Source organism: Mycobacterium sp. NGS68, assembly GCF_059812195.1.
On sequence record NZ_JCALCE010000006.1, the window covers coordinates 182,840 to 205,353 of the forward strand.

At 71.0% G+C, this 22,514-nt stretch carries 21 protein-coding genes and 1 pseudogene; 15 read left to right on the forward strand and 7 right to left on the reverse strand.

What is annotated here, in order from left to right:
* Positions 1-44: 44 nt before the first annotated feature.
* From AC5Y5V_RS09725 to AC5Y5V_RS09750, 6 genes are read left to right on the forward strand one after another with little or no spacing between them, the layout of a single operon-like run.
* A complete protein-coding gene (locus AC5Y5V_RS09725) occupies positions 45-743 on the forward strand; it encodes a phosphatidylserine decarboxylase (protein ID WP_499933363.1) in 699 nt (232 codons plus the stop codon).
* Positions 740-1,615, forward strand: coding sequence for a CDP-diacylglycerol--serine O-phosphatidyltransferase (gene pssA, locus AC5Y5V_RS09730; RefSeq protein WP_499933366.1), 876 nt, complete (start codon positions 740-742; stop codon positions 1,613-1,615). Before AC5Y5V_RS09725 ends, pssA begins: the two co-directional genes overlap by 4 nt.
* A complete protein-coding gene (locus AC5Y5V_RS09735; protein WP_499933368.1) occupies positions 1,612-3,807 on the forward strand; it encodes an AAA family ATPase in 2,196 nt (731 codons plus the stop codon). Before pssA ends, AC5Y5V_RS09735 begins: the two co-directional genes overlap by 4 nt.
* A gap of 37 nt (positions 3,808-3,844) precedes the next feature.
* A complete protein-coding gene (locus AC5Y5V_RS09740) occupies positions 3,845-5,077 on the forward strand; it encodes a molybdopterin-dependent oxidoreductase (RefSeq protein ID WP_499933370.1) in 1,233 nt (410 codons plus the stop codon).
* A gap of 40 nt (positions 5,078-5,117) precedes the next feature.
* Entirely contained in the window at positions 5,118-5,522 is a 405-nt protein-coding gene (locus AC5Y5V_RS09745) for a hypothetical protein (protein WP_499933566.1), read from the forward strand.
* The gene (locus tag AC5Y5V_RS09750) at positions 5,519-6,685 is read left to right on the forward strand and encodes an MFS transporter (protein ID WP_499933372.1); all 1,167 of its coding nucleotides are present in this window, start codon (positions 5,519-5,521) and stop codon (positions 6,683-6,685) included. The genes AC5Y5V_RS09745 and AC5Y5V_RS09750 overlap by 4 nt, the downstream gene beginning before the upstream one ends.
* On the opposite strand, the gene AC5Y5V_RS09755 is transcribed toward AC5Y5V_RS09750, so the two are convergent.
* Complete coding sequence (locus tag AC5Y5V_RS09755; RefSeq protein WP_499933375.1) at positions 6,610-7,263, reverse strand: TetR/AcrR family transcriptional regulator; 654 nt, start codon at positions 7,261-7,263, stop codon at positions 6,610-6,612. The two genes, AC5Y5V_RS09750 and AC5Y5V_RS09755, sit on opposite strands and share 76 nt — an antisense overlap.
* 21 nt (positions 7,264-7,284) lie before the next feature.
* On the opposite strand from AC5Y5V_RS09755, the gene AC5Y5V_RS09760 reads away from it, so the two are divergent.
* The 3 genes from AC5Y5V_RS09760 to AC5Y5V_RS09770 all read left to right on the forward strand — a co-directional run bounded on the left by AC5Y5V_RS09760 (position 7,285) and on the right by AC5Y5V_RS09770 (position 11,142).
* Complete coding sequence (locus tag AC5Y5V_RS09760; protein WP_499933377.1) at positions 7,285-7,677, forward strand: hypothetical protein; 393 nt, start codon at positions 7,285-7,287, stop codon at positions 7,675-7,677.
* A gap of 509 nt (positions 7,678-8,186) precedes the next feature.
* Entirely contained in the window at positions 8,187-9,092 is a 906-nt protein-coding gene (locus AC5Y5V_RS09765) for an SDR family NAD(P)-dependent oxidoreductase (RefSeq protein WP_499933569.1), read from the forward strand.
* 73 nt (positions 9,093-9,165) lie between these two features.
* On the forward strand, positions 9,166-11,142 hold the full coding sequence (locus AC5Y5V_RS09770; protein ID WP_499933380.1) for a PE family protein: 1,977 nt from the start codon (positions 9,166-9,168) through the stop codon (positions 11,140-11,142).
* Positions 11,143-11,159: 17 nt separating this feature from the next.
* Here AC5Y5V_RS09770 and AC5Y5V_RS09775 read toward each other — a convergent pair whose 3' ends face one another.
* The 5 genes from AC5Y5V_RS09775 to napA all read right to left on the reverse strand — a co-directional run bounded on the left by AC5Y5V_RS09775 (position 11,160) and on the right by napA (position 14,587).
* Complete coding sequence (locus AC5Y5V_RS09775) at positions 11,160-11,813, reverse strand: LON peptidase substrate-binding domain-containing protein (protein ID WP_499933382.1); 654 nt, start codon at positions 11,811-11,813, stop codon at positions 11,160-11,162.
* A 1-nt stretch (position 11,814) separates the two neighbouring features.
* A complete protein-coding gene (locus AC5Y5V_RS09780) occupies positions 11,815-12,951 on the reverse strand; it encodes a glutamate--cysteine ligase (RefSeq protein WP_499933384.1) in 1,137 nt (378 codons plus the stop codon).
* Entirely contained in the window at positions 12,932-13,666 is a 735-nt protein-coding gene (sodC, locus tag AC5Y5V_RS09785) for a superoxide dismutase[Cu-Zn] (protein ID WP_499933386.1), read from the reverse strand. The genes AC5Y5V_RS09780 and sodC overlap by 20 nt, the downstream gene beginning before the upstream one ends.
* A gap of 47 nt (positions 13,667-13,713) precedes the next feature.
* On the reverse strand, positions 13,714-14,214 hold the full coding sequence (locus AC5Y5V_RS09790) for a LytR C-terminal domain-containing protein (RefSeq protein ID WP_499933389.1): 501 nt from the start codon (positions 14,212-14,214) through the stop codon (positions 13,714-13,716).
* A gap of 64 nt (positions 14,215-14,278) precedes the next feature.
* Positions 14,279-14,587, reverse strand: a complete 309-nt coding sequence (gene napA, locus AC5Y5V_RS09795; protein WP_003873790.1) for a nucleoid-associated protein NapA — start codon at positions 14,585-14,587, stop codon at positions 14,279-14,281.
* 152 nt (positions 14,588-14,739) lie between these two features.
* On the opposite strand from napA, the gene AC5Y5V_RS09800 reads away from it, so the two are divergent.
* The 5 genes from AC5Y5V_RS09800 (at position 14,740) to AC5Y5V_RS09820 (ending at position 22,167) form a co-directional block, all read left to right on the forward strand.
* Positions 14,740-15,333 carry a peptide deformylase gene (locus tag AC5Y5V_RS09800; RefSeq protein ID WP_499933395.1) on the forward strand — a complete coding sequence of 198 codons (594 nt, stop codon included), beginning with the start codon at positions 14,740-14,742 and terminating at the stop codon, positions 15,331-15,333.
* Complete coding sequence (locus AC5Y5V_RS09805; RefSeq protein ID WP_499933397.1) at positions 15,333-16,034, forward strand: GNAT family N-acetyltransferase, cg3035/Rv0428c family; 702 nt, start codon at positions 15,333-15,335, stop codon at positions 16,032-16,034. The genes AC5Y5V_RS09800 and AC5Y5V_RS09805 overlap by 1 nt, the downstream gene beginning before the upstream one ends.
* Positions 16,035-16,114: 80 nt before the next feature.
* On the forward strand, positions 16,115-16,921 hold the full coding sequence (locus tag AC5Y5V_RS09810) for an exodeoxyribonuclease III (RefSeq protein WP_499933572.1): 807 nt from the start codon (positions 16,115-16,117) through the stop codon (positions 16,919-16,921).
* Positions 16,922-17,071: 150 nt separating this feature from the next.
* Positions 17,072-17,545 carry a hypothetical protein gene (locus AC5Y5V_RS09815; protein ID WP_499933399.1) on the forward strand — a complete coding sequence of 158 codons (474 nt, stop codon included), beginning with the start codon at positions 17,072-17,074 and terminating at the stop codon, positions 17,543-17,545.
* A 47-nt stretch (positions 17,546-17,592) separates the two neighbouring features.
* A complete protein-coding gene (locus AC5Y5V_RS09820; RefSeq protein ID WP_499933402.1) occupies positions 17,593-22,167 on the forward strand; it encodes a cation-translocating P-type ATPase in 4,575 nt (1,524 codons plus the stop codon).
* Here AC5Y5V_RS09820 and AC5Y5V_RS09825 read toward each other — a convergent pair.
* Positions 22,076-22,318 (reverse strand): annotated as a pseudogene (locus tag AC5Y5V_RS09825) (hypothetical protein); the annotation flags it as partial. The gene AC5Y5V_RS09820 and the pseudogene AC5Y5V_RS09825 sit on opposite strands and share 92 nt — an antisense overlap.
* Here AC5Y5V_RS09825 and AC5Y5V_RS09830 point away from each other — a divergent pair.
* Entirely contained in the window at positions 22,214-22,492 is a 279-nt protein-coding gene (locus tag AC5Y5V_RS09830) for a hypothetical protein (RefSeq protein WP_499933405.1), read from the forward strand. The pseudogene AC5Y5V_RS09825 and the gene AC5Y5V_RS09830 sit on opposite strands and share 105 nt — an antisense overlap.
* The last annotated feature ends 22 nt before the right edge of the window (positions 22,493-22,514 follow it).

Consider the following 22,514-nt stretch of genomic DNA (forward strand, 5'->3'; position numbering starts at 1 on the left):
AGGGAATTCCCAAGACGGCCACGGACCAACCGTAAGATGACCGCGTGGCAAGACGCCCTGCCGGCCCTTCCGGCCCCCAGCACCTCGTTGACTTGGTGCGCTCCACCGTTCCGCCGATACATCCGGCCGGGCTGCCGTTCATCTCGGCCGGGCTCGCAACCGCGTTGGCCGGCCGACGCTACCGGTGGTTGCGCCGCGGCGGCCTGTTTGCGGCCGGCGCCTGCGCGGCGTTCTTCCGTCACCCGCCACGGGTGCCACCCCCTCGTCCCGGCGTCGTCGTCGCGCCCGCCGACGGCCTGATCTGCGTGATCGACTCCGCCGCCCCGCCCGCCGAGCTAAGCATGGGTGACGCGCCGCTGCCGCGGATCAGCATCTTCCTGTCGATCTTGGACGTCCACGTGCAGCGCGCGCCAGTCGGCGGCGAGGTGATCGCGGTGCAACACCGGCCCGGCCGGTTCCTGTCCGCCGATCTGCCCGAGGCCAGCGCCGAGAACGAGCGCACCAGCCTGCGGATCCGCACCGCCAGCGGCGCCGACGTCGTCGCCGTGCAGATCGCCGGCCTGGTGGCGCGGCGCATCGTGTGCGACGCGCACGTCGGGGACAAACTGTCGATCGGCGACACCTACGGCCTGATCCGCTTCGGGTCCCGCCTGGACACCTACCTGCCGCCGGGCTCCGAGCCGCTGGTCAAGGTCGGGCAGCGCGCGATCGGCGCCGAAACCGTGCTGGCGGAGCTGCCGTGAAGCCGCGGCTGCGGACGCCGACCGCGAGCCTGCGCCTGCTGCCCAGCGCCATGACCGTCGCCGCGATCTGCCTCGGCCTGTCCGCGGTGAAGTTCGCCAACGACCAGCGCTACACCGAGGCGATGGCGATGCTGGCCGTCGCGGCGATCCTCGACGCGCTCGACGGCCGGGTCGCGCGGCTGCTCAACGCCACCTCGAAGATGGGCGAGGAGATCGACTCGCTGGCCGACGCGGTGAACTTCGGCGTGGCGCCGGCCCTGATCGTCTACCACACCCTGCTGTCGCACGCCCGGGTCGGCTGGATCGTCATTTTGGTCTATGCGGTGTGCATCGTGCTGCGACTGGCGCGCTATAACGCCAGCCTGCACGGCGACGGCCCCGCCTACGAAAACCAGTTCTTCACCGGGATGCCCGCCCCGGCGGGCGCGATCGGAGCCATCGGACCGCTCGCGGCCAAGATGCAGTTCGGCGACGGCTGGTGGACGTCGGAGGTGGCGGTGTCACTGTGGATGGTCGGCGTGTCGCTGCTGGTGGTGAGCACGATTCCGATGCGCAAGATCCACACCTTCGCGGCGCCGCCGAAGATGGTCGTTCCCTTGCTGGTGCTGCTGGCGATCGGCGTCGCCGCCGCGATCGAGTACGGCTACCTGGTGATTCTGGCGATCATCGTCGCCTACGTCATCCACATCCCGTTCGCCGTGCGCACGAAGGCCTGGCTGGCCGCGCACCCGGAGGTGTGGGAGGACCAGCCCAAGCAGCAGCGCCAGGTCCGCCGGGCGCAGCGCCGGGCGCAGCACCCGAATCGGCGGATCGTGGTCCGCCGTTCCAACGACCGCCTGGGGCTGCGCAAGCCGCGCGGGCGCGTGCCGTGACTTTCCCCGGCCCGGGGGACGCGCGCCGCCAGCTGGCCCTGACGGCCCGGCTGAACACTTCCGCCGTGGACTCGCGCCGAGGCGTCATCCGGCTGCACCCGAGCGCCGTTGCCGCGCTTGGCATCCGGGAGTGGGACGCGGTTGCGTTGACCGGGTCGCGGACCACCGCGGCGGTCGCCGGCATGGCCGGTGCCGATGTCCCCGTCGGCACCGTGCTGCTGGACGACGTGACGCTGTCCAACGCCGGCCTGCGCGAGGGCACCGCGGTGATCGTCAGCCCCGTGATCGTCTACGGCGCGCGGACGGTCACGCTGAGTGGGTCCACCCTGGCCACCCAGTCGATCTCGTCGGTCACGCTGCGCCAGGCGCTGCTCGGCAAGGTGATGACCGTCGGCGACGCGGTGTCGCTGCTGCCCCGCGACCTCGGCCCGGGCACCTCCACGTCGACAGCGACCCGCGCGCTGGCCACCTCGGTCGGCATCAGCTGGACCTCCGAGCTGCTGACGGTCACCGGAGTCGATCCCGACGGCCCGGTCAGCGTGCAGCCCAACTCGCTGGTCACTTGGGGTGTCGGGGTTCCGGTCGACGCCGCGGCGTCCGCCCGCGAGCACGCCAGCGTCTCGACCCCGGAGATCCAGGTGGAGGAGCTCAAGGGTGCCCAGCCGCAGGCCGCCAAGCTCACCGAATGGCTCAAGCTGGCGCTCGACGAGCCGCACCTACTCAAGACGCTGGGCGCGGGGACCAACCTGGGCGTGCTGGTGTCGGGCCCGGCCGGCGTCGGGAAGGTGACGCTGGTGCGCGCGGTGTGCGCCGGCCGCCGGCTGGTGTCGCTGGACGGCCCGGAGGTGGGCGCGCTGGCCGCCGAGGACCGGCTCAAGGCCGTGGCGTCCGCGGTGACCGCGGTCCGCGGTGACGGTTTGCAAGGGGGCGGGGTGCTGCTGATCACCGACGTGGATGCCCTGCTGCCGGCCACCGCCGAGCCAGTGGCCGCGCTGATCCTGGCCGAACTGCGCACCGCGGTGGCCAGCGACGGCGTGGCGCTGATCGCCACCTCCGCGCGCCCCGACCAGCTCGATCCCCGGCTGCGTGCGCCCGAGCTGTGCGACCGGGAGCTGGGCCTGCCGCTGCCCGACGCCGCGACCCGCAAGGCGCTGCTGGAGGCCTTGCTGCGACAGGTGCCCACCGGCGACCTCGAGCTCGACGAGATCGCGCGACGCACACCGGGTTTCGTCGTCGCCGACCTGGCCGCCCTGATGCGGGAGGCGGCGCTGCGGGCCGCCGGACGGGCCAGCGCCGACGGCCAGGCGCCCACACTCAGCCAGGAGGACCTGCTCGGCGCGCTGACCGTCATCCGGCCGCTGTCCCGCTCGGGCAGCGAAGAGGTCGCCGTCGGAAGCGTGACGCTCGACGACGTCGGCGACATGGCCGACGCCAAGCAGGCCCTGACCGAGTCGGTGCTGTGGCCGTTGCAGCACCCCGACACCTTCGCCCGCCTCGGCGTCGACCCGCCGCGCGGCGTGTTGCTGTACGGCCCGCCCGGGTGCGGCAAGACGTTCGTGGTGCGTGCCCTGGCCAGCACCGGTCAGCTCAGCGTGCACGCCGTCAAGGGCTCCGAGCTGATGGATAAGTGGGTGGGCTCGTCGGAGAAGGCGGTGCGCGAATTGTTCCGCCGCGCCCGCGATTCCGCGCCGTCGCTGGTGTTCCTCGACGAGGTGGACGCGCTGGCGCCGCGGCGCGGACAGAGCTTCGACTCCGGCGTGACGGACCGGGTGGTGGCCGCGCTGCTGACCGAGCTCGACGGCATCGACCCGCTGCGCGACGTCGTCGTGCTGGGTGCCACCAACCGGCCCGACCTGATCGACCCGGCGTTGCTGCGGCCCGGCCGGCTGGAGCGGCTGGTGTTCGTCGAACCGCCCGACGCCGCCGCCCGACGCGAAATACTGCGCACCGCGGGCAAGTCGATTCCGCTGAGCGCCGATGTCGACCTGGACAGGGTGGCCGCTCAGCTCGAAGGCTACAGCGCCGCCGACTGCGTGGCGTTGCTGCGCGAGGCCGCGTTGACCGCGATGCGCCGGTCTATCGACGCCGCCGACGTGACCGCCGCCGACCTCGAAGCGGCCCGCAAGGCCGTGCGACCGTCGCTGGATCCGCTGCAGGTGGAGGCTTTGCGCGCGTTCGCGGGGTCCGGGTAGCGCGTTTGCCGTTCGCGGCGTTGGGTATCGCTGTCCGATGCAGCGTTGGCGTAGCCCCTTGCGGGGGCCCTGGCTGACGTCGGTGTTCGGGCTGGTCCTGCTGGTGGGGCTGCCGATCGTGATCCTGACAGGTTTGCTGTCCTACATCGCGTACGGACCGCAGTTCGGGCGGGCGTTGCCGGTAGACGTGGGGTGGCTCAAGCTGCCCAGCTTCGACTGGCCCACCCGCCCCGTGTGGCTGTATCGACTCAGCCAGGGCCTGCACGTCGGGCTGGGTCTGGTGCTCATCCCGGTGGTGCTGGCCAAGCTGTGGTCGGTGATCCCGCGGCTGTTCGCCTGGCCCCCGATTCGGTCGATAGCCCAAGGGCTGGAACGGCTTTCGATCACGATGCTGGTTGGCGGCATCCTGTTCGAGATCGCCACCGGCGTGCTGTACATCCAGTACGACTACGTCTTCGGGTTCAGCTTCTTCCCGGCCCACTACTACGGGGCCTGGGTGTTCATCGCCGGGTTCGTGATGCACGTCGTCGTCAAACTCCCGCGCATGATTAGCGCGTTGCGATCGATGTCGCTGCGCGACGTGCTGCGCACCGGCCGCGCCGATACCCGCCCCGAGCCACCCGATCCCGACGAACTCGTCGCCGCACACCCCGCCGAGCCCACGATGAGCCGGCGCGGAGCGCTCGGTCTCGTCGGCGGCGGGGTGTTGCTGACCGCATTGGTCACCGCGGGCCAGACGCTCGGCGGCGTAGCCCGTCACTTGCCGTTGATGCTCACCACCGGTGATACCACGGGCAAGGGCCCCAACGACTTTCGGATCAACAAGACCGCGGCCGGCGTTGGCGTCAACCCGGCGGACGCCGGTGACGACTGGCGGCTGCGCCTGGGGGGCGGGCCGGCGCCGGTGGCGCTGCGGCGGGCGGACCTGGCTTCGATGGCGCAGCACACCGCGCGGTTGCCGATCGCCTGCGTGCAGGGCTGGTCGACGGTTCAGGCGTGGAGCGGCGTGCGACTGGCCGAATTGGCAGCCCGCGCCGGGGTGCCGCGGCCGCGCTGCGCGCAAGTGTCGTCGCTGGGACAGAAAGGCTACTTCAACAGCGCCACACTGGCCGCGAACCAGATCGCCGATCCGGACGCCATGTTGGCGCTGCGGGTGAATGGCGCCGACCTCTCGCTGGATCACGGCTACCCGGCGCGGATCATCGTCCCCGCCCTGCCCGGCGTGCACAACACCAAGTGGGTGACCGCGATCGACTTCGAGGCGGGCTGAGATGCCGCGGTATGGCTCGAGTCTGCTCCACTTGCTGACGATGGTGGCCGGTTTCGCCCTGGCGGGCTACCTGGTCGTCACCGCTGGCCCGGCGGTCCTGTGGAAGCCGGAGGGCGCCTGGTGGAAGTCGATGGCGGTGTGGTTCGCCGCGGCGATCGTCTTCCATGACCTGGTGCTGTTCCCGCTGTATGCCCTGACCGATCGGCTCACCGGCATGTGCAATTACCTACGCGTTCCGGCGCTGGGTTCCGGCCTGCTGCTGCTCGTCTTTCTGCCCGGCATCATCAAGCAGGGGGCCACGAAGTATGCCGAAGACACCGGCCTCACCCAGGCCCCTTTTCTCGGCAGGTGGCTGGTGCTGACCGCGGCGATGTTCGCGACCAGTGCAGGTGTATACGCCGTGCGGCGCGTCCTCGCGCACCGCGCTGCGGAGTTTCGGCGGTGACAACCACAGAGGTGGGCACCGCCCGGCGCTGGTCGATGCTGCTGGTATCGCAGGCGGCGACGCTGTCGGCCAACGTGTTCATCAACGGCGTCGCGTTTTTGATTCCCGCCCTTACCCACCGCGGCAACAGCCTGGTGCAGGGCGCGCTGCTGGCGTCGATGCCGAGTGTCGGCATGATGTTCACGCTGATCGGCTGGGGCTACCTGCTGGACCGCGTCGGCGAGCGGATCGTGCTGTCGTTGGGTCTGGGCTTGACGGCCGCGGCGGGGTTCGCCGCGGCCTCGATGCACTCGATGGTGTTGGTCGGAACGTTTCTGGTGCTCGGCGGCATGGCGGCCGCGAGCTGCATCACAGCCAGCGGGCGGCTGGTCACCGGCTGGTTCCCCGAGCATCGTCGAGCCCTGGCGATGGGGATCCGGCAGACGGCGCAGCCGTTGGGAATCGCGGTGGCCGCCTTAGCCATGCCGGAACTCGGCAAACGCAGCCTGTCGCTGGCGCTGTTGTTTGCCGCGGGGCTGTGCGCGTTGGCGGCGGTGGTGAGCGCGGTTGCGGTTCACGATCCCCCGCGCGAGGAACGATCCGACGTCGACATGCAGGAACTTGCCGACCTGTATCGCGGAACGGCGTTGTGGCGCATCCACTTTGCCTCAGCGCTGCTGATGGTGCCGCAACCGGTGGTGCTGACGTTCATGCTGGTCTGGTTCACCGTCGAGCACCACCTGTCCGTGGCGTGGGCGGGTGTGCTGGTCGGTGTCTCGCAACTGTTGGGGGCGGCGGTGCGGGTGGCGGCCGGGAGCTGGGCGGACCGGATCGGGTCGCGGATGCGGCCCGTCCGCACGATCGCCGTGGTCACCGCCGTGGTGATGCTGCTCCTGGCGCTGACCGATCAGTTCAACTGGCCGATCTCCCTGGCCCTGATGGTCGCCGCGTCGGCGATCACCGGAGACAACGGGTTGCCGTTCACCAAGATCCCGGAGATCGCCGGGCCGTTCTGGAGCGGATGGGCGCTGGGCAAGCAGAACACGTTCGAGCGGCTGGTGGTGGCCGTCGCGCCGCCGGTGTTCGCTCAGCTCATCATGGTGGCCGGCTATCCGCTGGCGTTCGCGGTGTCGGGCCTGTTCCCCTTGGCGGCGCTGCCCCTGGTGCCGGTGCGCTCGCGGTAGGCCTGCAGCACCGCCCGGGCGGAGGCGGCGACGTCGGACTCGAGCCAGCCGGGCAGCGGGTCGTCGTGCGCGTGCCGTCGTACGACGGCGTACGGCAGGTCGGCCACCGCCCTGCTGACGGCGTCGACGGCCCGGGCGTCGGCGCTGCCGTACAGCTGCGCGGCCAACTCCCGAACTCGTTGCAGCAGCGGGGCGTTCATGTCGGCGAGCGTCTTCGTGAAGTCCGCGTCGGGCGCACCGTCGCGCAGGTCGTCGGGCCGGATGGTCAGCAGCAGGCGCGCGTCATCGGGCGATTCGCGCGCAAAGCCGATGGCCGATACCGCCATCTCTGTGGCGGTGTCGAGGGCGGTGGCCCCCGACGCGGCGAGCGCTCCCGCCTGGAAGCGCCGCAGGGCCCGCAGCCAGGCGGCGGTCACCACGCCGTCTCGGTTGCCGAACCGGTGATACAGCGTGCCGGCCGGCGCGCCGCTGGCCTTGGCGATCGCCGCCACGCTCGCCGCCCGCGGCCCGTGGGCGAGCACCAGGTCGCGCGTCGCGTCAAGGATCGCATCGGTTTCATGCTTTCGCGGAGGTGCCACGATCTAGTACAGTCCTTCTATATGGAACGATTACCCTATATCGATGAGCATGCTATCTCAATCGACGCGTCCGCCGCGGAAGTCTGGTCGGCGCTGCTGCGCGTGATGTGCCGCGATCCCGCCGACCCGAGCACCGTCCCGTTCGGCTTCGTGCTCGACGAGGCGACGGAACCGCGACGGCTGGCGCTGAAGGGCCGGCACCCGTTCGCGGTCTACCGCTGGGTGTTCGAGCTGGACTCGGACGGCAGCGTTGTCCGTCTGCGGGCGTTGTCGTGGGCCGCATTCCCGGGGCCGCACGGCAAGGTGTACCGCGCGCTGGTGATCGGTACCGGCGGGCATCGCGTCGCGGTGCGCGCGACGCTACGACGCGTGAAAAGTGCAGTGGCACAGGATCGGCGGCGGGCGACGGTATGAACTGGGGTGTGCGGGCGGCGGAACTCGCCGCCCCGCTCCCCTGCGACGCGCTGTGCCCGCGTGGTTTGGGGGCGGACCGCGCGATCAGCATCGCGGCCCCGCCGCGCGTCGTGTTCGCCTGGCTGTGCCAGCTGCGCGTGGCGCCCTACAGCTACGACCTGCTGGACAACTTCGGCCGGCGCAGCCCGCGGCGACGCGACCCCGACCTGGTTCACCTGGGCGTCGGGCAGCGGTTCATGACGCTGTTCACCCTGTGCTCGTTCGTCGACGACGAGCAGGTGACGTTGCGGGCCCGGGGCGTGGCGGTGACCTACGCGGTGCGCCCCGAGGGCGACGGCACCCGGTTGCACGTCCGCGTAAGGTTCGGCGGGCGCCGGCCGCTTGCCCGATTGGTCTCGCTGGGCGACCTGGTGATGATGCGCAAGCAACTTTTGACGCTGAAGTCGCTCGCCGAGCGGGAGACAGCCCTGCCGAGCAGACGCGTCCCGCCTGGGCTAGCGTCACCCGACATGACCACACCTCCGACTGCGCTCGACGTCGTGGATGGGATCGACCTATCAGGCAAGGTGTGTGTCATCACCGGCGCCTCGTCGGGGCTGGGCCGCGAGTCCGCGCGGGCGCTGGCCGCCGCGGGCGCGCACGTGATTCTGGCCGCCCGCAACCAGGACGCCCTGGATCAGGCCGTGCATTGGATACGTGACGAGGTGCCCGACGCGCGCGCCTCGACGGTGCGCCTGGACCTGACCGCGCTGGCCGGCGTGCGCTCGGCGGCGGCTGCGATCCGCGAAATGGCGCCGGTGATCCACGTGCTGATGAACAACGCCGGCGTCATGTTCACCCCCTTCGGGCGCACGCAAGACGGTTTTGAGATGCAAATCGGCACAAACCATTTCGGCCACTTCGAGCTGACGAGGTTGCTCACCGCGCAGCTCGCCGCCGCCGCGGGCGCCCGCGTCGTCAACCTGTCCTCGGGAGGCCACGTCCTCGGCGACGTCGATCTGACGGACCCCAACTGGGAGCGCCGCGAATACGACAAGTTCGTCGCCTACGGCGCAGCAAAGACCGCCAATATCCTGCACGCCGTGGAGGCCGACCGTCGACTGCGAGACGACGGAATCCGTTGCTACGCTGTCCATCCCGGCACCGTCGCCACCTCGCTGGCGCGGTACATGTCCCGGTCGGATTTCGCACAACTGCGCGAAATGGCCAACGGCCCGCTCGACCTCGTCACACCCAACCGCGGCGCGGTCACCCAGGTCTGGGCCGCGGTGAGCCCCGTCCTCGCCGACCGGGGCGGGCTCTATCTCGAGGACTGCCGGATCAGCGAAGCGGCGCCCCACGCCGTCGACGGACGGCACGCCGAGGAGCTGTGGGCGCTCTCCGAGGAGCTGTGCGCGAGCGCCGCGGCGCATTAGAGCAAAAGCCCCAACATCCGCCGACGGAATCGTGATACTGAGAGCAAATTAACGCGGCGGAAGGTAATGCCTGATGTCATACGTAATCGCGGCAACGGAAGCGCTCTCGGCGGCGTCGGAGGACTTGAGCGGGGTCGGGTCGGCCATCCGCGCGGCCAACTCGGCCGCGGCGGCGTCGACCACGCAGGTGCTGCCCGCCGCGCAGGACGAAATCTCGGCGGCCATCGCGGCGCTGTTCGGCTCCCACGCTGCGGAGTATCAGGCGCTCAGCGCGCGGATCTCGGGTTTCCACGCGCAGTTCGTGCGGCTGTTGAACTCCGGCGGGGCGGCGTATGCAGCAGCCGAGGCAGCTAACGCCTCTCCCCTGCAAGGGCTCGAAGACCTTGCGGTGTTCTCGCCGGTCAAGCTGGCCACGGGACGACCGCTGGTCGGTAATGGCTCCAACGGAGTCGACGGCACCGGCAACGGCGGCGGCGCCGGCGGCTGGCTGTACGGCAACGGCGGCAAGGGCGGGTCCGGGGTGGCCGGCGGCACCGGCGGGGCCGGCGGGGCAGCCGGGTTGTTCGGCCGCGGCGGCGACGGCGGGGCCGGCGGCAACGCGACGGCGGCGGGCGGGTCCGGCGGCAACGGCGGCGCCGGCGGAGCGGGTGGACTGCTCGGCGGGGGCGGCGGCGGCAATGGCGGCAAGGGCGGCGACGGGCTGGCCGGCGCGTCGGGTCAGGCCGGGGGTAACGGCGGGGCCGGCGGCGCGGGCGGGGCCAATCAGCAGCTCTACGGGGGCACCGCCGGTAACGGCGGCGCAGGTGGCGCCGGCGCGGCGAGCGGGGCCAATCCCACGGCCGACCTGACCGGGACCGGCAGCGTCGGCTTCACGGGCGGTACCGGCGGCGACGGAGGGGCCGGCGGGGCCAACCACGCGCTGGCGTCCGGGACCGCCGGCGACGGCGGTGACGGCGGTGCAGGCGGGACGGGCGGGACTGGCGGTAAGGGCGCGCCTGCCCTGATCGGCAACGACGGCTACCAGGGTGGGGCCGGCGGCGCCGGCGGCGCCGGCGGAGCGGCGGGCGCGGCGGGCGCCGGCGGCGGCGGCAGCGCGGGTGTCGGCGGTACCGGCGGCGAGGGTGGCACCGGAGGTGACGGCAGCCAAGGCAGCATCATGGGTCGCGGCGGTAACGGCGGCCAGGGCGGCGTCGGCGGCAGCGGCGGCGGCACTCCCCACGGCGGCACCAATGGGAGCGGCGGCCAGGGCGGCGACGGCGGCGGCGGGGGTGCCGGCGGCGACAACGTCTCCAGCGTGGCCGGCAGCCAAATCGCGGGCGGCGGGGGCGGCGGCGGCGGGGCCGGCGGAACGGGCGGCGCTGCCGGCACCGGCACCGGCGATGGCGGCAACGGCGGAGCAGGCGGAAGCGGCGGCGGGGGCGGCGCCGGCGGCAGCGCGACCGTCAGCAAGACGAGCACGAGCGGAAACACCACCTACAGCACGTCGATGACCGCATCGGGCGGGGCCGGCGGTGCCGGCGGCATCGGGGCCAGCACCACCGGCGCCACCGGCGGCGCGGGCGGCGGTGGCGGTGGCGGCGGCGCGGGCGGTCAGGCCAGCTTGAACCTTGCCATCGGCGGTGGCGGTGGCGGCGGTGGTGCCGGGGGTCTCGACACCTCCGGCGGCGGCACCAGCGGCACCGGGGGCAACGGCGGCAACGGCGGCGGTGCCAGTCACACCGACTCGACCGTTACTCCCCCGGTAGGCGGAAACCCTGGCGGTGGTACTTTCTCCACCACCCACCAGCAGGGTGGCAATCGTGGGATCGGCGGCGACGGCATCGGCGGAGGCGGGGGCGGCGGGGGCGGCGCCGTCGGCGCGGCCGCTTCTTCGAGCGGCATCGGCGCGGGGGGCGACGATGGTGTCAACGGCGGGGCAGGCGGCTTGGGCGCCCTCAACAACAACTACGGCAACGCCGGTGGCCAGGGCGGCACCAGCAGCGGCAGCGGCGGGGGTGGCGGCGTCGGCGCCTTCTCACTTATCGACGGCAGCTCCGGCCAGAACAGCTGACGCCCCCCGCCGAGCACCTACTGGCCCAGCCGGAACTCCACGGCGGCGGCCACGGATTCGACGGCGTCGGTCAAAGCGACCAGCCGATCCGCGGCCGACGGCGCCGACAACACGGCATACCGGTCGGCCGCGCCGATCGGTATGCGCTGCGCCAACCCAAACAGCCGCTGCCCCGGGTCATCTCGATCGATGTCGCCGTAGTCCAGCAACACCTCGCGGCCCGGCAACCGCGCGCCGCGGGCGTCGGCGATCCGGCCGAACAGCTCCATCACCCGGTCTTCCAGGTTGACCAGCTGCGCCTCGATCACGGGATCACCGGGCTCGTCCGGCCAGAGCTCGACGCGCGCGCGAGGGTAGGGATCGTCGGGCAGCCAGTCGCGCACGCGAATCCGGCCGCCGGTCCGGCACTGCAGCGAATACCGGCCGGCGCCGCGATCGACGCAGTCGGCGATCCGCGACAGCACGCCGACGTCGCAACGGTCGTCGCCGCCGCCGACCTCCCGCCCGCGCTCGATCATCACGACACCGAACGGCTCGGCCGTCTGAAGGCAGTGCCGCACCAGCGCGCCGTAGCGCGGCTCGAAGATGCGCAGCGGCAGATCCTGATTCGGCAGCATCGGCGATTCCAACGGAAACATCGCCCACTCCACGACGTTGCCGGGTTCGGGCATGCTAGATCTCCAGTTCGGCGACCAGCGCGTCCACGACGGCGCGCAGATCGCCATCATGCTCCTCGGCCACTCGCCGCTGCCGCTGGTACGACGCTCCGCGACGGTAGATGTCGGCCACGGCGGCCAACTCGTCGACACAGTGCAGGGACCGCGCGATCGGCTGCAGCCGGGTCAGCAGGTCGTCGAGGTCCTCGGTGACCAGCCGTTCGTTGCTATCGGCGTCCAGGATGATCACCGCGTCCAGGCCGTAGCGCGCCGCGCGCCACTTGTTCTCCTGGACGTGCCACGGCGGCATCGTCGGCAGCGACTCGTCGGCCTCCAGACGCCGGTCCAGATCGACGATCAGGCAGTGCGTCAGCGCCACTAAAGCGCCCAGCTCCGTAAGGTTGGACACGCCGTCGAAGATACGTACCTCCAGCGTGCCGAGGTGCGGCGAAGGCCGGATATCCCAACGGATTTCGTTCATGTGGTCGATGATGCCGGTCTTCTTCTGGTCGGAGACGAAACCCTCGAACTCCGCCCAGGTCTGGAAGTGGAACGGCAGCCCCGCGGTGGGTAGCTGCTGAAACATCATCGCCCGGTTGCTGGCGTAGCCGGTGTCGTGTCCACCCCACCACGGCGACGACGCCGAGAGCGCCAGCAGATGCGGATAGTAGTTGAGCAGCGAGGTCATGATCGGCATGACCTTGTGCGCCGAGGAAATGCCCACGTGCACGTGCACTCCCCAGATCAGCATCTGCCGGCCCCACCACTGGGTGCGCTTGATCAACTCGGCGTATCGCGGTGCGTCGGTGAACTTCTGGGAGGACCACACCGCGAACGGGTGGGTGCCGGCGCAGAACAGCTCCATGCCACGCTCCCGCACGATTCGCCGCGCCGGGCCCAGCGTTTCCCGCAGATCCTCCATTGCCTCGGCCGCCGACCCGCAGATGCCGCTGACCACCTCCACGGTGTTGCGCAGCAATTCCTTGTGCACACGCGGGTTTTCACCGATCTCGGCGATCACTGCGGTGGCTTCGTTGCTCAGGTCCCGGGTCTGCGCGTCGACTAGCGCGAACTCCCACTCCACGCCGACCGTCGGCCGAGGCGAGCGTGCGAAATCGATATGGACCGGCGAGTTAGCCGGTACCGATGACACCGCACGCCACCCGCTTGCCGGCGTCACCCGTCTTCATCGTCTCCTCGTCGGGACCCGACGCCCCGTTGGCCTGCTTGTAGCGATCCGGGATGTTGGCGAAGTTGTCGGTGCCGGCGTGGATGATGATCGAGGTCTTGTCGCCGGCCAGCAGTTCCTCCGCGGTGAAGCCGTCGGTGGTGGTCACCAGCAGCGCGCCGCCGTCCTTGCGCACCTGCAGCGAGGTCAGGTCACCGCTGGAGTGCCCGCTGTGGCCCGGCGCCTGGAAGTGGCCGCCGGCCGACAGGAAGTCGCCCTTGGGCCCGTCGGTGCCGGGCGCCACCGAATCCGCTTCGCACTTGCCCACCTTGTGCACGTGCATGCCGTGGAAGCCGGGCGTGAGCTTGTTGCCGGTCGCCGTGACCGTGACCGTGGCATAGCCGTTGTTGAACTCGAACTTCGCCGTCGCGACCTCGCTGCCGTCGGGAGCCTTCAGCACCGCGGTCAGGGGCCGCCCACCGGCCGGCGCCGCGGTGCCCGACGCGGGGGTAGTGCTGGCGTGCCCCGAGTGGCTTTCCGGCGCGGACGACGATCCGGTCCACACCGGCGGCTGGGTGCCCGGCGTCGACGACGGCTGTTGGGGGGACGAGCACGCGCTGAGCAGGACTACACAACTGGCCGCGGAAACAGCGGATATGGCGGCAGTGGCGGCGTTGCGGTGACCGGCGAAAATAGGCATAGCCAGCAGCCTAGCGTGGCGACGATCCGCGCCGAAACCATTCAGCCTCACTCGGTTACCAGGACGATGACCCCGGGCGGCTTGTCGACGAGCGCTTGGATGCGCCGCTCGACCGGCGCCCCCAGATTCTTGCCCACCGCTTCCGCGGTGGCCTTCTCGCCCTCGGCGTCGCCGTAGTACACCGTGGTGGCCGAGACGTCGGACACGCTCATGTTGGTGACCTCGGTCACCTTGAAGTTGGCGGCCTTCAGCTGGTCCCCGACCCGCGCGGCGGCACCCTCTTTGGACGAGATGTTGTAAACCCGCACCTCGGACTGCGCCGGAGCCGGCTTGCCGCTGCTCGAGCCCGGCGCGGCGGGGGCGCTGCCGCCGGGGGCCGACGAGGCCGACGAAGACGACGACGCCCCAGACGAGGAAAAGTCGTCGGAGTTCCCGGACGAGCCCAGCGCCCGAAAGCCGAGCAGCAGGAAAATGACGCCGAGGAACAACAGCACCATCACCATGGCCCGTAGGGGAAGCCCCGAAGAGTCGGGTACGCGCGCGTTCATCGAGTTCACTGTAGCCAGGAGAAGTCCAGAACCCGCAAAAGCGCTCGCCGCGACGCGCGGAAAGTCAGGTCACTTCGAAGCCGAGGCGCCGCGCGGCGCGCGCCTTCTGCCGGCTGGCGCGCAGCCGTCGCAGCCGTTTGACCAACATCGGGTCGGCGGCCAACGCTTCGGGACGATCCACCAGTGCGTTGAGCACCTGGTAGTAGCGCGTCGCCGACATCGAGAACAACTCCTTGATGGCGTCTTCCTTGACACCGGCGAACTTCCACCACTGCCGTTCGAAGGCCAGAATGTCGTGTTCGCGGCGGGTCAACCCGTCGGCGATCTCCGCATCGTCCCCCGATCGATTTGCCCGCGCCATGGCGCTGTCCATATCGCTTCCCCTGGACCCTTTCGGAGAATCTGCTGCTCGATGACTTGACTTACAGACGGGCACGTTTCGGCGATTATTGAACCACGCCGGGAACTATCGCGCCGGAATGCAGACCCGCGAGTCGTTGGATTGATCACATAAGCTAGCCGACCATGGCAGTCGTTCCCATCCGGATCGTGGGAGATCCCGTCCTGCACACGCCCACGACGCCGGTGCAGGTGACCGCCGACGGCTCGCTGCCGCCGGAGGTCACCGAGCTGATCTCGACCATGTACCAGACCATGGACGAAGCGCACGGTGTCGGCCTGGCCGCCAACCAGATCGGTTATGGGCTAAGGCTGTTCGTCTACGACTGCGCCGACGACCGCGGCCAGACCGCCCGTCGCCGCGGCGTGGTGGTCAACCCGGTGCTGGAAACCTCCGAAATTCCAGAGACCATGCCCGATCCCGGCGACGACGACGAGGGTTGCCTGTCGGTGCCCGGCGAGTCGTTCCCCACCGGCCGCGCCAAGTGGGCGCGGGTCAGCGGGCTGGACGCCGACGGCAATCAGGTCACCATCGAGGGCACCGGCCTGTTCGCCCGCATGCTGCAGCACGAAACCGGGCACCTGGACGGCTTTTTGTACCTGGACCGCCTCATCGGCCGACACGCCCGCGCCGCCAAGCGCGCCGTCAAGTCGCACGGCTGGGGCGTGCCCGGCCTGTCGTGGACTCCGGGTGAAGGACCCGACCCGTTCGGTCACTGATGGTGTCGTGGCCGGCCCTGGGGACGCGGGTGTCGGTGCGCTACCGGCGGCCCCCGGGGTCGGTTCCGCCGCTGACCGACGCGGTGGGCCACCTACTCGCCGTCGAGCCAATGGCGCGGGTACGCACGAAGACCGGCGCGGTGGTGGAGTTCGCGGCCGCCGACGCGGTGGCGCTGCGGGTCCTGACCGACGCGCCGGTGCGCACTGCGGAGATCCGCTCGCTCGAACACGCCGCGGCCGCGGCCGCGCCCGGCCGCGAACAGACGTGGCTGCACGGCTGGCTGCTGCGAACCGGGGACGGCGTCGATTACGCGGTGCCGCTTGACGTTTCGGCGTCCGCGAGCACCTTGCCGGCGATCGTCGACTGGTACACACGGCGCGGCCTGCGGCCACGGCTGGCCATCCCCGACCGGCTGCTGAGGCCACCGCCCGGCCTGACCGGCGAGCACACCGAGCGGGTGCTGGTGCGCGATGTGGGCAACGTCACGCCGGCCTCGTCCGACGAAACCCGCTGGGTGGGCGTGTCGGCGGACCGCGCCGCCGAAGACCTGGCGTCGGCCGCCGCGCATGGTGCCACCCGCGCCTACGTGTGCGTGCGCGACGACCCGGACCATGCCGCCGCCGTCGAGGCGTTGGGTTTCCGGCTCCACCACCGCCGCCGCTACTTCGCGGTGCCGCCGGGCGCCTGCGATACCTTCTAGCCATGGTTAATGGCGACGACCCGCTGCGCCCGGCTTCGCCGCGCTTGCGATCGCCACTGGCCGATCGCGACGACCCACTGCTGCGCCTGGCCACCTGGAATGTGAATTCGATCCGCTCCCGACTGGACCGCGTCGTCGACTGGTTGGAGCGCGCCGAGATCGACGTGCTGGCCATGCAGGAAACCAAGTGTTCCGACAGCCAGTTCCCCACGCTGCCCTGGTACGAACTCGGCTACGAGGTGGCGCACGTCGGCTTCAACCAGTGGAATGGCGTGGCGATCGCGTCCCGCGTCGGGCTCGACGACGTGCAGATCGGCTTCGACGGCCAGCCCACCTGGAGCAGCAAGCCCGACGTGGCCGCCAGCGCGGAGGCCCGCGCCCTCGGCGCCACCTGCGGCGGGGTGCGGGTGTGGAGCCTCTACGTGCCCAACGGCCGAACGCTGGATGATCCGCACTACACCTACAAGCTGGATTGGCTTGCCGCGCTGCGTGATACAGCCGCCGGTTGGCTGCGCGAGGATCCCGCGGCGCCGATCGCACTGGTCGGCGACTGGAACATCGCCCCCACCGACGAGGACGTCTGGAGTCCAGAATTTTACGTCGGCTCCACCCACGTCTCACAGCCGGAGCGCGACGCCTTCAGCGCCATCGTCGACGCCCAATTCACCGACGTGGTAAGGCCTTTCACGCCGGGGCCCGGGGTGTACACCTACTGGGATTACACCCAGCTGCGGTTTCCGAAGAAGCAGGGCATGCGGATCGACTTCATCCTCGCCTCGCCGGCGCTGGCGGCCCGGGTGACCGACGCGCAGATCGTCCGCGAGGAGCGCAAAGGCAAGGCACCCAGCGATCATGCGCCGGTGCTGGTCGACGTCCGCACGGACTAATTCGACGCACCGCGCGCGCTCTACCAGCGTTCATTGTCTGCGACTTTGTAACGTGGCAGGCTTTTATTTGAAACATGGTAGGAACAACCTTTTGTTGCTGTGAGTGTTTGACGCGCAGGTATATAAAGGTGAATAAAACAGGGAGTGAACATGAGTGTCGTCGGCGGAGCGGTTCGTGGTGCTAGTCGAGCGGTGAACCGTGCTGCATCCGCGACCACGGCCGCCGCGGGCGCCGTCGGCGGCGCGGCGGTGAATGGCGTCGTCGGGGGTGTCAAGGGAGCCGCTGAAGGCATCCAGAAAGGCATCGGCAGCGGCAGCAAGTCGACGGCCGCGGCCGCTGTGGGGCTCGGCGCGCTGGGCGTGGCCGGCCTCGTGGAATGGCCGATCCTGCTCGCGGTCGGCGGCGGGGCGCTGGTATTGCGCAAGATGACGCAGAAACCCGAAGAGTCCCAAAAGTCGGGGGCAGCGCCCGCGAAGACGAAGCTCGCGCCGGTGCCGGATGAGCCCGCGCCGGAACCGGCCGATGCACCGCAGAAGGCGCCCGCCAAAGCACCCGCCAAGACTGCCGCGAAGAAGACGGCCGGCCGGCGGGCGGGGTCGACCAACCTGCGCAGCACCAACTAATCGGCAGCGTAGATCAGCAATTGAGCATTACATCGAACGCTTTGTCATTGCCCCTGCGCGTTTTCTCGTCGGGTTTCGGCGCCGCGACGGCCGTCGCGGGCACAATCACCAGGACCGCCGAGTCGGTCGCCAAGACCGGCGCGGAAATCGCGGCCATCCCGCTGCGCGAGGGCACCAAGGTGCTCTCCGGCGACCTCTCCCTCGAGACGCTCAGCCGGCACTGCTGGCGCGGCGAGGACCGGGCCTGGATCGAGGTACGCGGCCTGGCCGGGACCAGCGACGGCCTGTTGGGGCAGGCCGTGCTCGACGCGGTCCGCGCCCACCCTGGCGTCAGCACCGCCAGCCTGAACTACCCGCTGTCGCGGGTGGTCGTCGGCTTCGGCGGCACGGACCAGGGCACAGCGACGCTGCGTGAACTGTGCCGGGTGGTCGACGACGCCGAGACCCGTTGCCGTGCACTGCGAGACGAATCGGCTCCGGGACGCAGCCTGCCGGGCGACGGCGTGGTCCTGGCCACCAGAGCGGCCATCGTGGCAGCCAACGCGGCCGGGCTGGGCGTAGCGCTCACCGGCCGCATTCTGCGTCTGCCGACGCTGCCCGTCGCCATCGCCGCCGGGATCACGTTCTTCGACTACCAGCCCTGGCTGCGCCGTCAGCTGGACCAACGGATCGGCGGGCCGGCGACCGACACGGTGGTGACGCTGGTCCAGGCGACCAGCCAGACCCTGTCCCAGTCCGTGACGTCGTTGGCGATCGGGCTGACCATCCAATCGATGAAGGCCGCCGAGGTCCAGGCCGAGCAGAAGGTCTGGGAGCTGCACGAACCGGCCCTGGCGCAGCACGCCGACCAGCCACCCACGTACTTTTCGCCGCGGCCGCAGCCGTCGCGGGGCATGGAGCGCAACGTCCGTCGTTTCGCGCTGCTGCAAGCGATCAGCTCCGGGGCGCTTGGCTTCAGCAGCCGCAATTTGCTGACGACCGCCACCGCCGTGCAGGTGACCACGCCCAAGGCCAACCGCACCACCCCGGAGTCCTTCGCCACCACCCTGGCCCGCGGCCTGGCCGAACGGCACTCGGTGCTGCCGCTGCGGCCCGAAAGCCTGCGCAGGCTGGACCAGGTCGACGCGATCGTCATCGATCCGCGCGTGTTGTGTACCGGCGCGCTGCGCGTGTCGCGCATCCGCGGCGCCGACGACAGCGAACTGGCCGCGGCGTGGAGCCGGGCCCAGCTCATGCTGGAGAACGCCAGCGTGCGCCCGGGCTGGCGCGCGGTGCGCGGGATATCCGGCGTCCGGCCGGACGCCAAGGTCGAGGCGCTGTTCTTGCCCGTGCACGATCCGCTGGCCTCGGCCGTCGTCGCCGAAGCCCACCGCACCGGCGCGGAACTGATCACGGTGGACGCCGAGGCGCTGGACGACCTGCGGGCGGCGTTCGACGAGGTGCGGCCGCTGCGCAGCGGGTCGGACAAGGCCATCGACGACGCGCTGGCCGCCGCGGTGGCCGCCGCGCAACAGCAGGACAGGACGGTCGCGGTGTTGTCATCGTCTGCCGCACAGGCGATTTCGTCGGCCAACCTGGCACTGGCCGTGGCGCCGGCTCAGGACGGTGGCGCGCCACTGTTCAACGCCGACCTGCTGTTGCCGGACCTGACGGCCGCCTGGCGGGTGGTGCACGCGCTGCCCGCGGCCAAGGCCGCAACCGCCCGCGGCGCCGGGATCGCTGCGGGCGCCACCGCGATGGGATCGCTGTTCATGATCCCGGGCGTGCGCGGCAACCTGGGCTCGGAGACGGTGAACGTCGGCGCGGCGGCGGGCCTGCTGTCGGGCTATCTGCTCGCCCGCGGCATCCTCAACGCGGACACCCCCCGCCCGGCGGCCGTGCACGAATGGCATGCGATGCCCGTCGAGCAGGTCCGCAAAGCCTTGCCCACGCCCGACGGTGACGCCGCGCCGGAGCCCTACCACCGCGGCACGCAGCCGACGGAATCCCCGCTGGAGTCGGTCTGGCAGCTCGCCAAGGCCGTTCGGGCCGAGCTGTCCGACCCGCTGACGCCGGTGATGGCGCTGGGCTCGGCGGCCAGCGCGATCCTCGGTTCGCCCGTGGATGCGGTGCTGGTGGGCACGGTCCTGACGGGCAATTCGATCCTGGCCGCCGCCCAGCGGCTGCGCGCCGAGAAGCGGCTGACCCATCTGCTGGCGCTGCACACCCCGCCGGCCCGCAGGGTCACCACCGGCCCGGACGGTGAGCGGATCTACACCGAAGTCGACGCCGCGCACCTGCGCCCCGGCGACGTCATCGAGGTGCGCACCCACGAGGTGGTGCCCGCCGACGGCCGGATCATGGAAGAGGTCGACGTCGAGGTCGACGAGTCGAGCCTCACCGGCGAGTCGCTGTCGGTGGACAAACAGGTCGAGGCAACGCCCGGCGCCCCGCTCGCCGAGCGTCACTGCATGTTGTTCGCCGGGACGACGGTCGTGGCCGGCACCGCCCTGGTGCTGGTGACCGCGGTCGGCGCCGACACCCAGCAGCGCCGCGCCGCCGACCTGATCTCCGGCGAGCTGTCGTCGGAAATCGGCCTACAGCATCAGCTCGGCCAGCTCACCACGCGGGCGCTGCCGGTCAGCATCACCGGCGGCGCGCTGGTCGGCGCGCTCGGCCTGGTGCGCCGTATCCCGCTGCAGCACGCGGTGTCCAGCGCCATCGCGATCGCGGTCGCCGCGGTTCCCGAGGGGATGCCGCTGGTGGCGACGCTGGCCCAGGCCGCATCCGCCCGACGGCTGACGAAATTCGGTGCGCTGGTTCGTGTTCCGCGGTCCGTGGAGGCGCTGGGCCGAATCGAGGTGGTCTGCTTCGACAAGACCGGCACTCTGAGCGAGAACCGCCTGCGGGTGTCGGAGGTCCACCCGCAGACCGGCCACTCCGAGGACGAGGTGCTGCGCTGCGCGGCCCACGCCGCGCCGGCGGCGAAGGGCAGCCTGCAGGCGCACGCGACCGACGTCGCGATCGTCGAGGGTGCCGTCGCGGCCGGCGCGTTCGACGCGGACAGCGGCGCGGTCCCCACCGCGCACCTGCCGTTCCGCTCCGGCCGGGCGTTCTCGGCGTCGGTGACCGGCGCCGAGCTCACCGTCAAGGGCGCGCCCGAGGTGGTGCTGGCGGCGTCGGGCCAGGACGCGCTGCTGGACAGCACGGTCGCCGGACTGGCCGCCGGCGGGCTGCGGGTGATCGCGGTGGCGCGGCGCACGCTGACGGCGAAGCAGGCGCAGGCGATCGCGGACAACCCCGACGACATCGCCGAGTACGCCAAGGACGGCCTGACCCTGCTGGGTTTCCTCGGCCTGTCCGACACGCCGCGGCCGCAGGCGGCCGGCCTGCTCTCCACCCTGCGGTCCCAGGGGGTCGGCATCAAGCTGATCACCGGGGATCACCCGATCACCGCGACCGCGATCGCCGAGGAACTCGGCCTACCGGTCACCGCCGAGCAGGTCATCACCGGCGCCCAGTGGGAGGCGCTGTCCCGCAAGGACCAGGAACGCGTCGTGACCGAACGGGTGATCTTCGCCCGCATGACACCGGAGAACAAGGTCCAGGTGGTGCAGACGCTGGAGAACGCCGACGTGCGGACCGCGATGGTCGGCGACGGGGCCAACGACGCCGCGGCCATCCGGGCGGCGACGGTCGGCATCGGTGTCGTCGCGCACGGCAGCGACCCGGCCCACCTGGTGGCCGACGTGGTGCTGATCGACGGCCGCATCGACGCGCTGCTGGAAGCCATCGAGGAGGGCCGGCAGCTCTGGCGGCGCGTGCAGGCGGCCGTGCAGGTCCTGCTCGGCGGCAATGCCGGTGAGGTGATCTTCGCGATCATCGCCAGCGCGATCACCGGCACGTCGCCGCTGAACACCCGCCAGCTGCTGCTGGTGAACACCATGACCGACGCGCTGCCGGCCGCGGCGCTGGCGGTGAGCAAGCCGCGCGGCACCGTCGACCCCAACCTGCGCGGCGTGGATCAGCCCGCGCTGTGGAACGCCGTCGCGATCCGCGGCGTCGCCACCGCGGCGGCGGCCAGCGCGGCCTGGCTGATGGCCGGGGGCACCGGACTGGCGGGTCTGCCCGGGCTGCCGTGGCTCCCCGCGCTGCCCGCGCTGCCGGGGGCGGGGCTGCTCGGCGCCGCGGGCATGGGAGCGGCGCAGCGCGCGTCGACGGCCGCGCTGGTCGCGCTGATCGGGGCCGAACTGGGCCAGACGCTGCTGGAGTCCCAGGCCCCCATGGTGGTGCTCACCGCGGTGGGCTCGCTGGTCGGCGTGGGCGTCCTGATCAGCATCCCGGGCGTCAGCCAACTGTTCGGCTGCACCCCGCTCGACCCACTCGGCTGGATCGAAGGCCTGGGTGCCGCCACCGCCGCGACCATCGGCGTCGCGGTGCTCAGCCGCTTCTTCGACGCTCGCGAGCTGCCGGCGGCGCCGCAGCCCCCACCGGCTCCCGCTCCGCCGCCCGAATCTCCAGGACGCCCGCGCGCCACAGGAACGCATAAAGTTCCTGCAAAGGGGCACGCAAGAGCGAGACAATCGGCGAAATCAGTGGATCGGCCTGCGGGGGGTCGGTCCTCAACATACGTCCGACGGTGACCGCGCGATCGGGCTCCGCGGCAAATCCTTCGTTACCGAAAGGCAAATGATGGCGGAAAAGAAGACACGTCGGTCTACCTCCCAGCGTGACGCCCTGGAGCAGATCCGCGAGGGTGAAACGTTCGCCATCAACCTGCCGGTGATCGGTCAGGTGGAGATCCCGCGACCCGAGCAACTGGCCTACTACGCCGGTCTGGCCGCCCTGGCCGCGTTCGAACTCATCGACTGGCCGGTCGCGGTGGTTATCGCGGCCGGGCACCTGATGGCGAGCAACCATCACAACCGGCTCCTCGAGGAGTTCGGCGAGGCCATGGAAGAGGCCTAGCAAGCCCTGTCCCAGTCCCCCT

Coding starts and splice junctions, on each gene's coding strand:
- AC5Y5V_RS09740 (WP_499933370.1), top strand. CDS start 3,845: ATGCAGCGTTGGCGTAGCCCCTTGCGGGGGCCCTGGCTGACGTCGGTG.
- AC5Y5V_RS09745 (WP_499933566.1), top strand. CDS start 5,118: ATGGTGGCCGGTTTCGCCCTGGCGGGCTACCTGGTCGTCACCGCTGGC.
- AC5Y5V_RS09760 (WP_499933377.1), top strand. CDS start 7,285: ATGGAACGATTACCCTATATCGATGAGCATGCTATCTCAATCGACGCG.
- AC5Y5V_RS09765 (WP_499933569.1), top strand. CDS start 8,187: ATGACCACACCTCCGACTGCGCTCGACGTCGTGGATGGGATCGACCTA.
- AC5Y5V_RS09770 (WP_499933380.1), top strand. CDS start 9,166: ATGTCATACGTAATCGCGGCAACGGAAGCGCTCTCGGCGGCGTCGGAG.
- AC5Y5V_RS09775 (WP_499933382.1), bottom strand. CDS start 11,813: ATGCCCGAACCCGGCAACGTCGTGGAGTGGGCGATGTTTCCGTTGGAA.
- sodC (WP_499933386.1), bottom strand. CDS start 13,666: ATGCCTATTTTCGCCGGTCACCGCAACGCCGCCACTGCCGCCATATCC.
- AC5Y5V_RS09790 (WP_499933389.1), bottom strand. CDS start 14,214: ATGAACGCGCGCGTACCCGACTCTTCGGGGCTTCCCCTACGGGCCATG.
- napA (WP_003873790.1), bottom strand. CDS start 14,587: ATGGACAGCGCCATGGCGCGGGCAAATCGATCGGGGGACGATGCGGAG.
- AC5Y5V_RS09800 (WP_499933395.1), top strand. CDS start 14,740: ATGGCAGTCGTTCCCATCCGGATCGTGGGAGATCCCGTCCTGCACACG.
- AC5Y5V_RS09805 (WP_499933397.1), top strand. CDS start 15,333: ATGGTGTCGTGGCCGGCCCTGGGGACGCGGGTGTCGGTGCGCTACCGG.
- AC5Y5V_RS09815 (WP_499933399.1), top strand. CDS start 17,072: ATGAGTGTCGTCGGCGGAGCGGTTCGTGGTGCTAGTCGAGCGGTGAAC.
- AC5Y5V_RS09830 (WP_499933405.1), top strand. CDS start 22,214: ATGATGGCGGAAAAGAAGACACGTCGGTCTACCTCCCAGCGTGACGCC.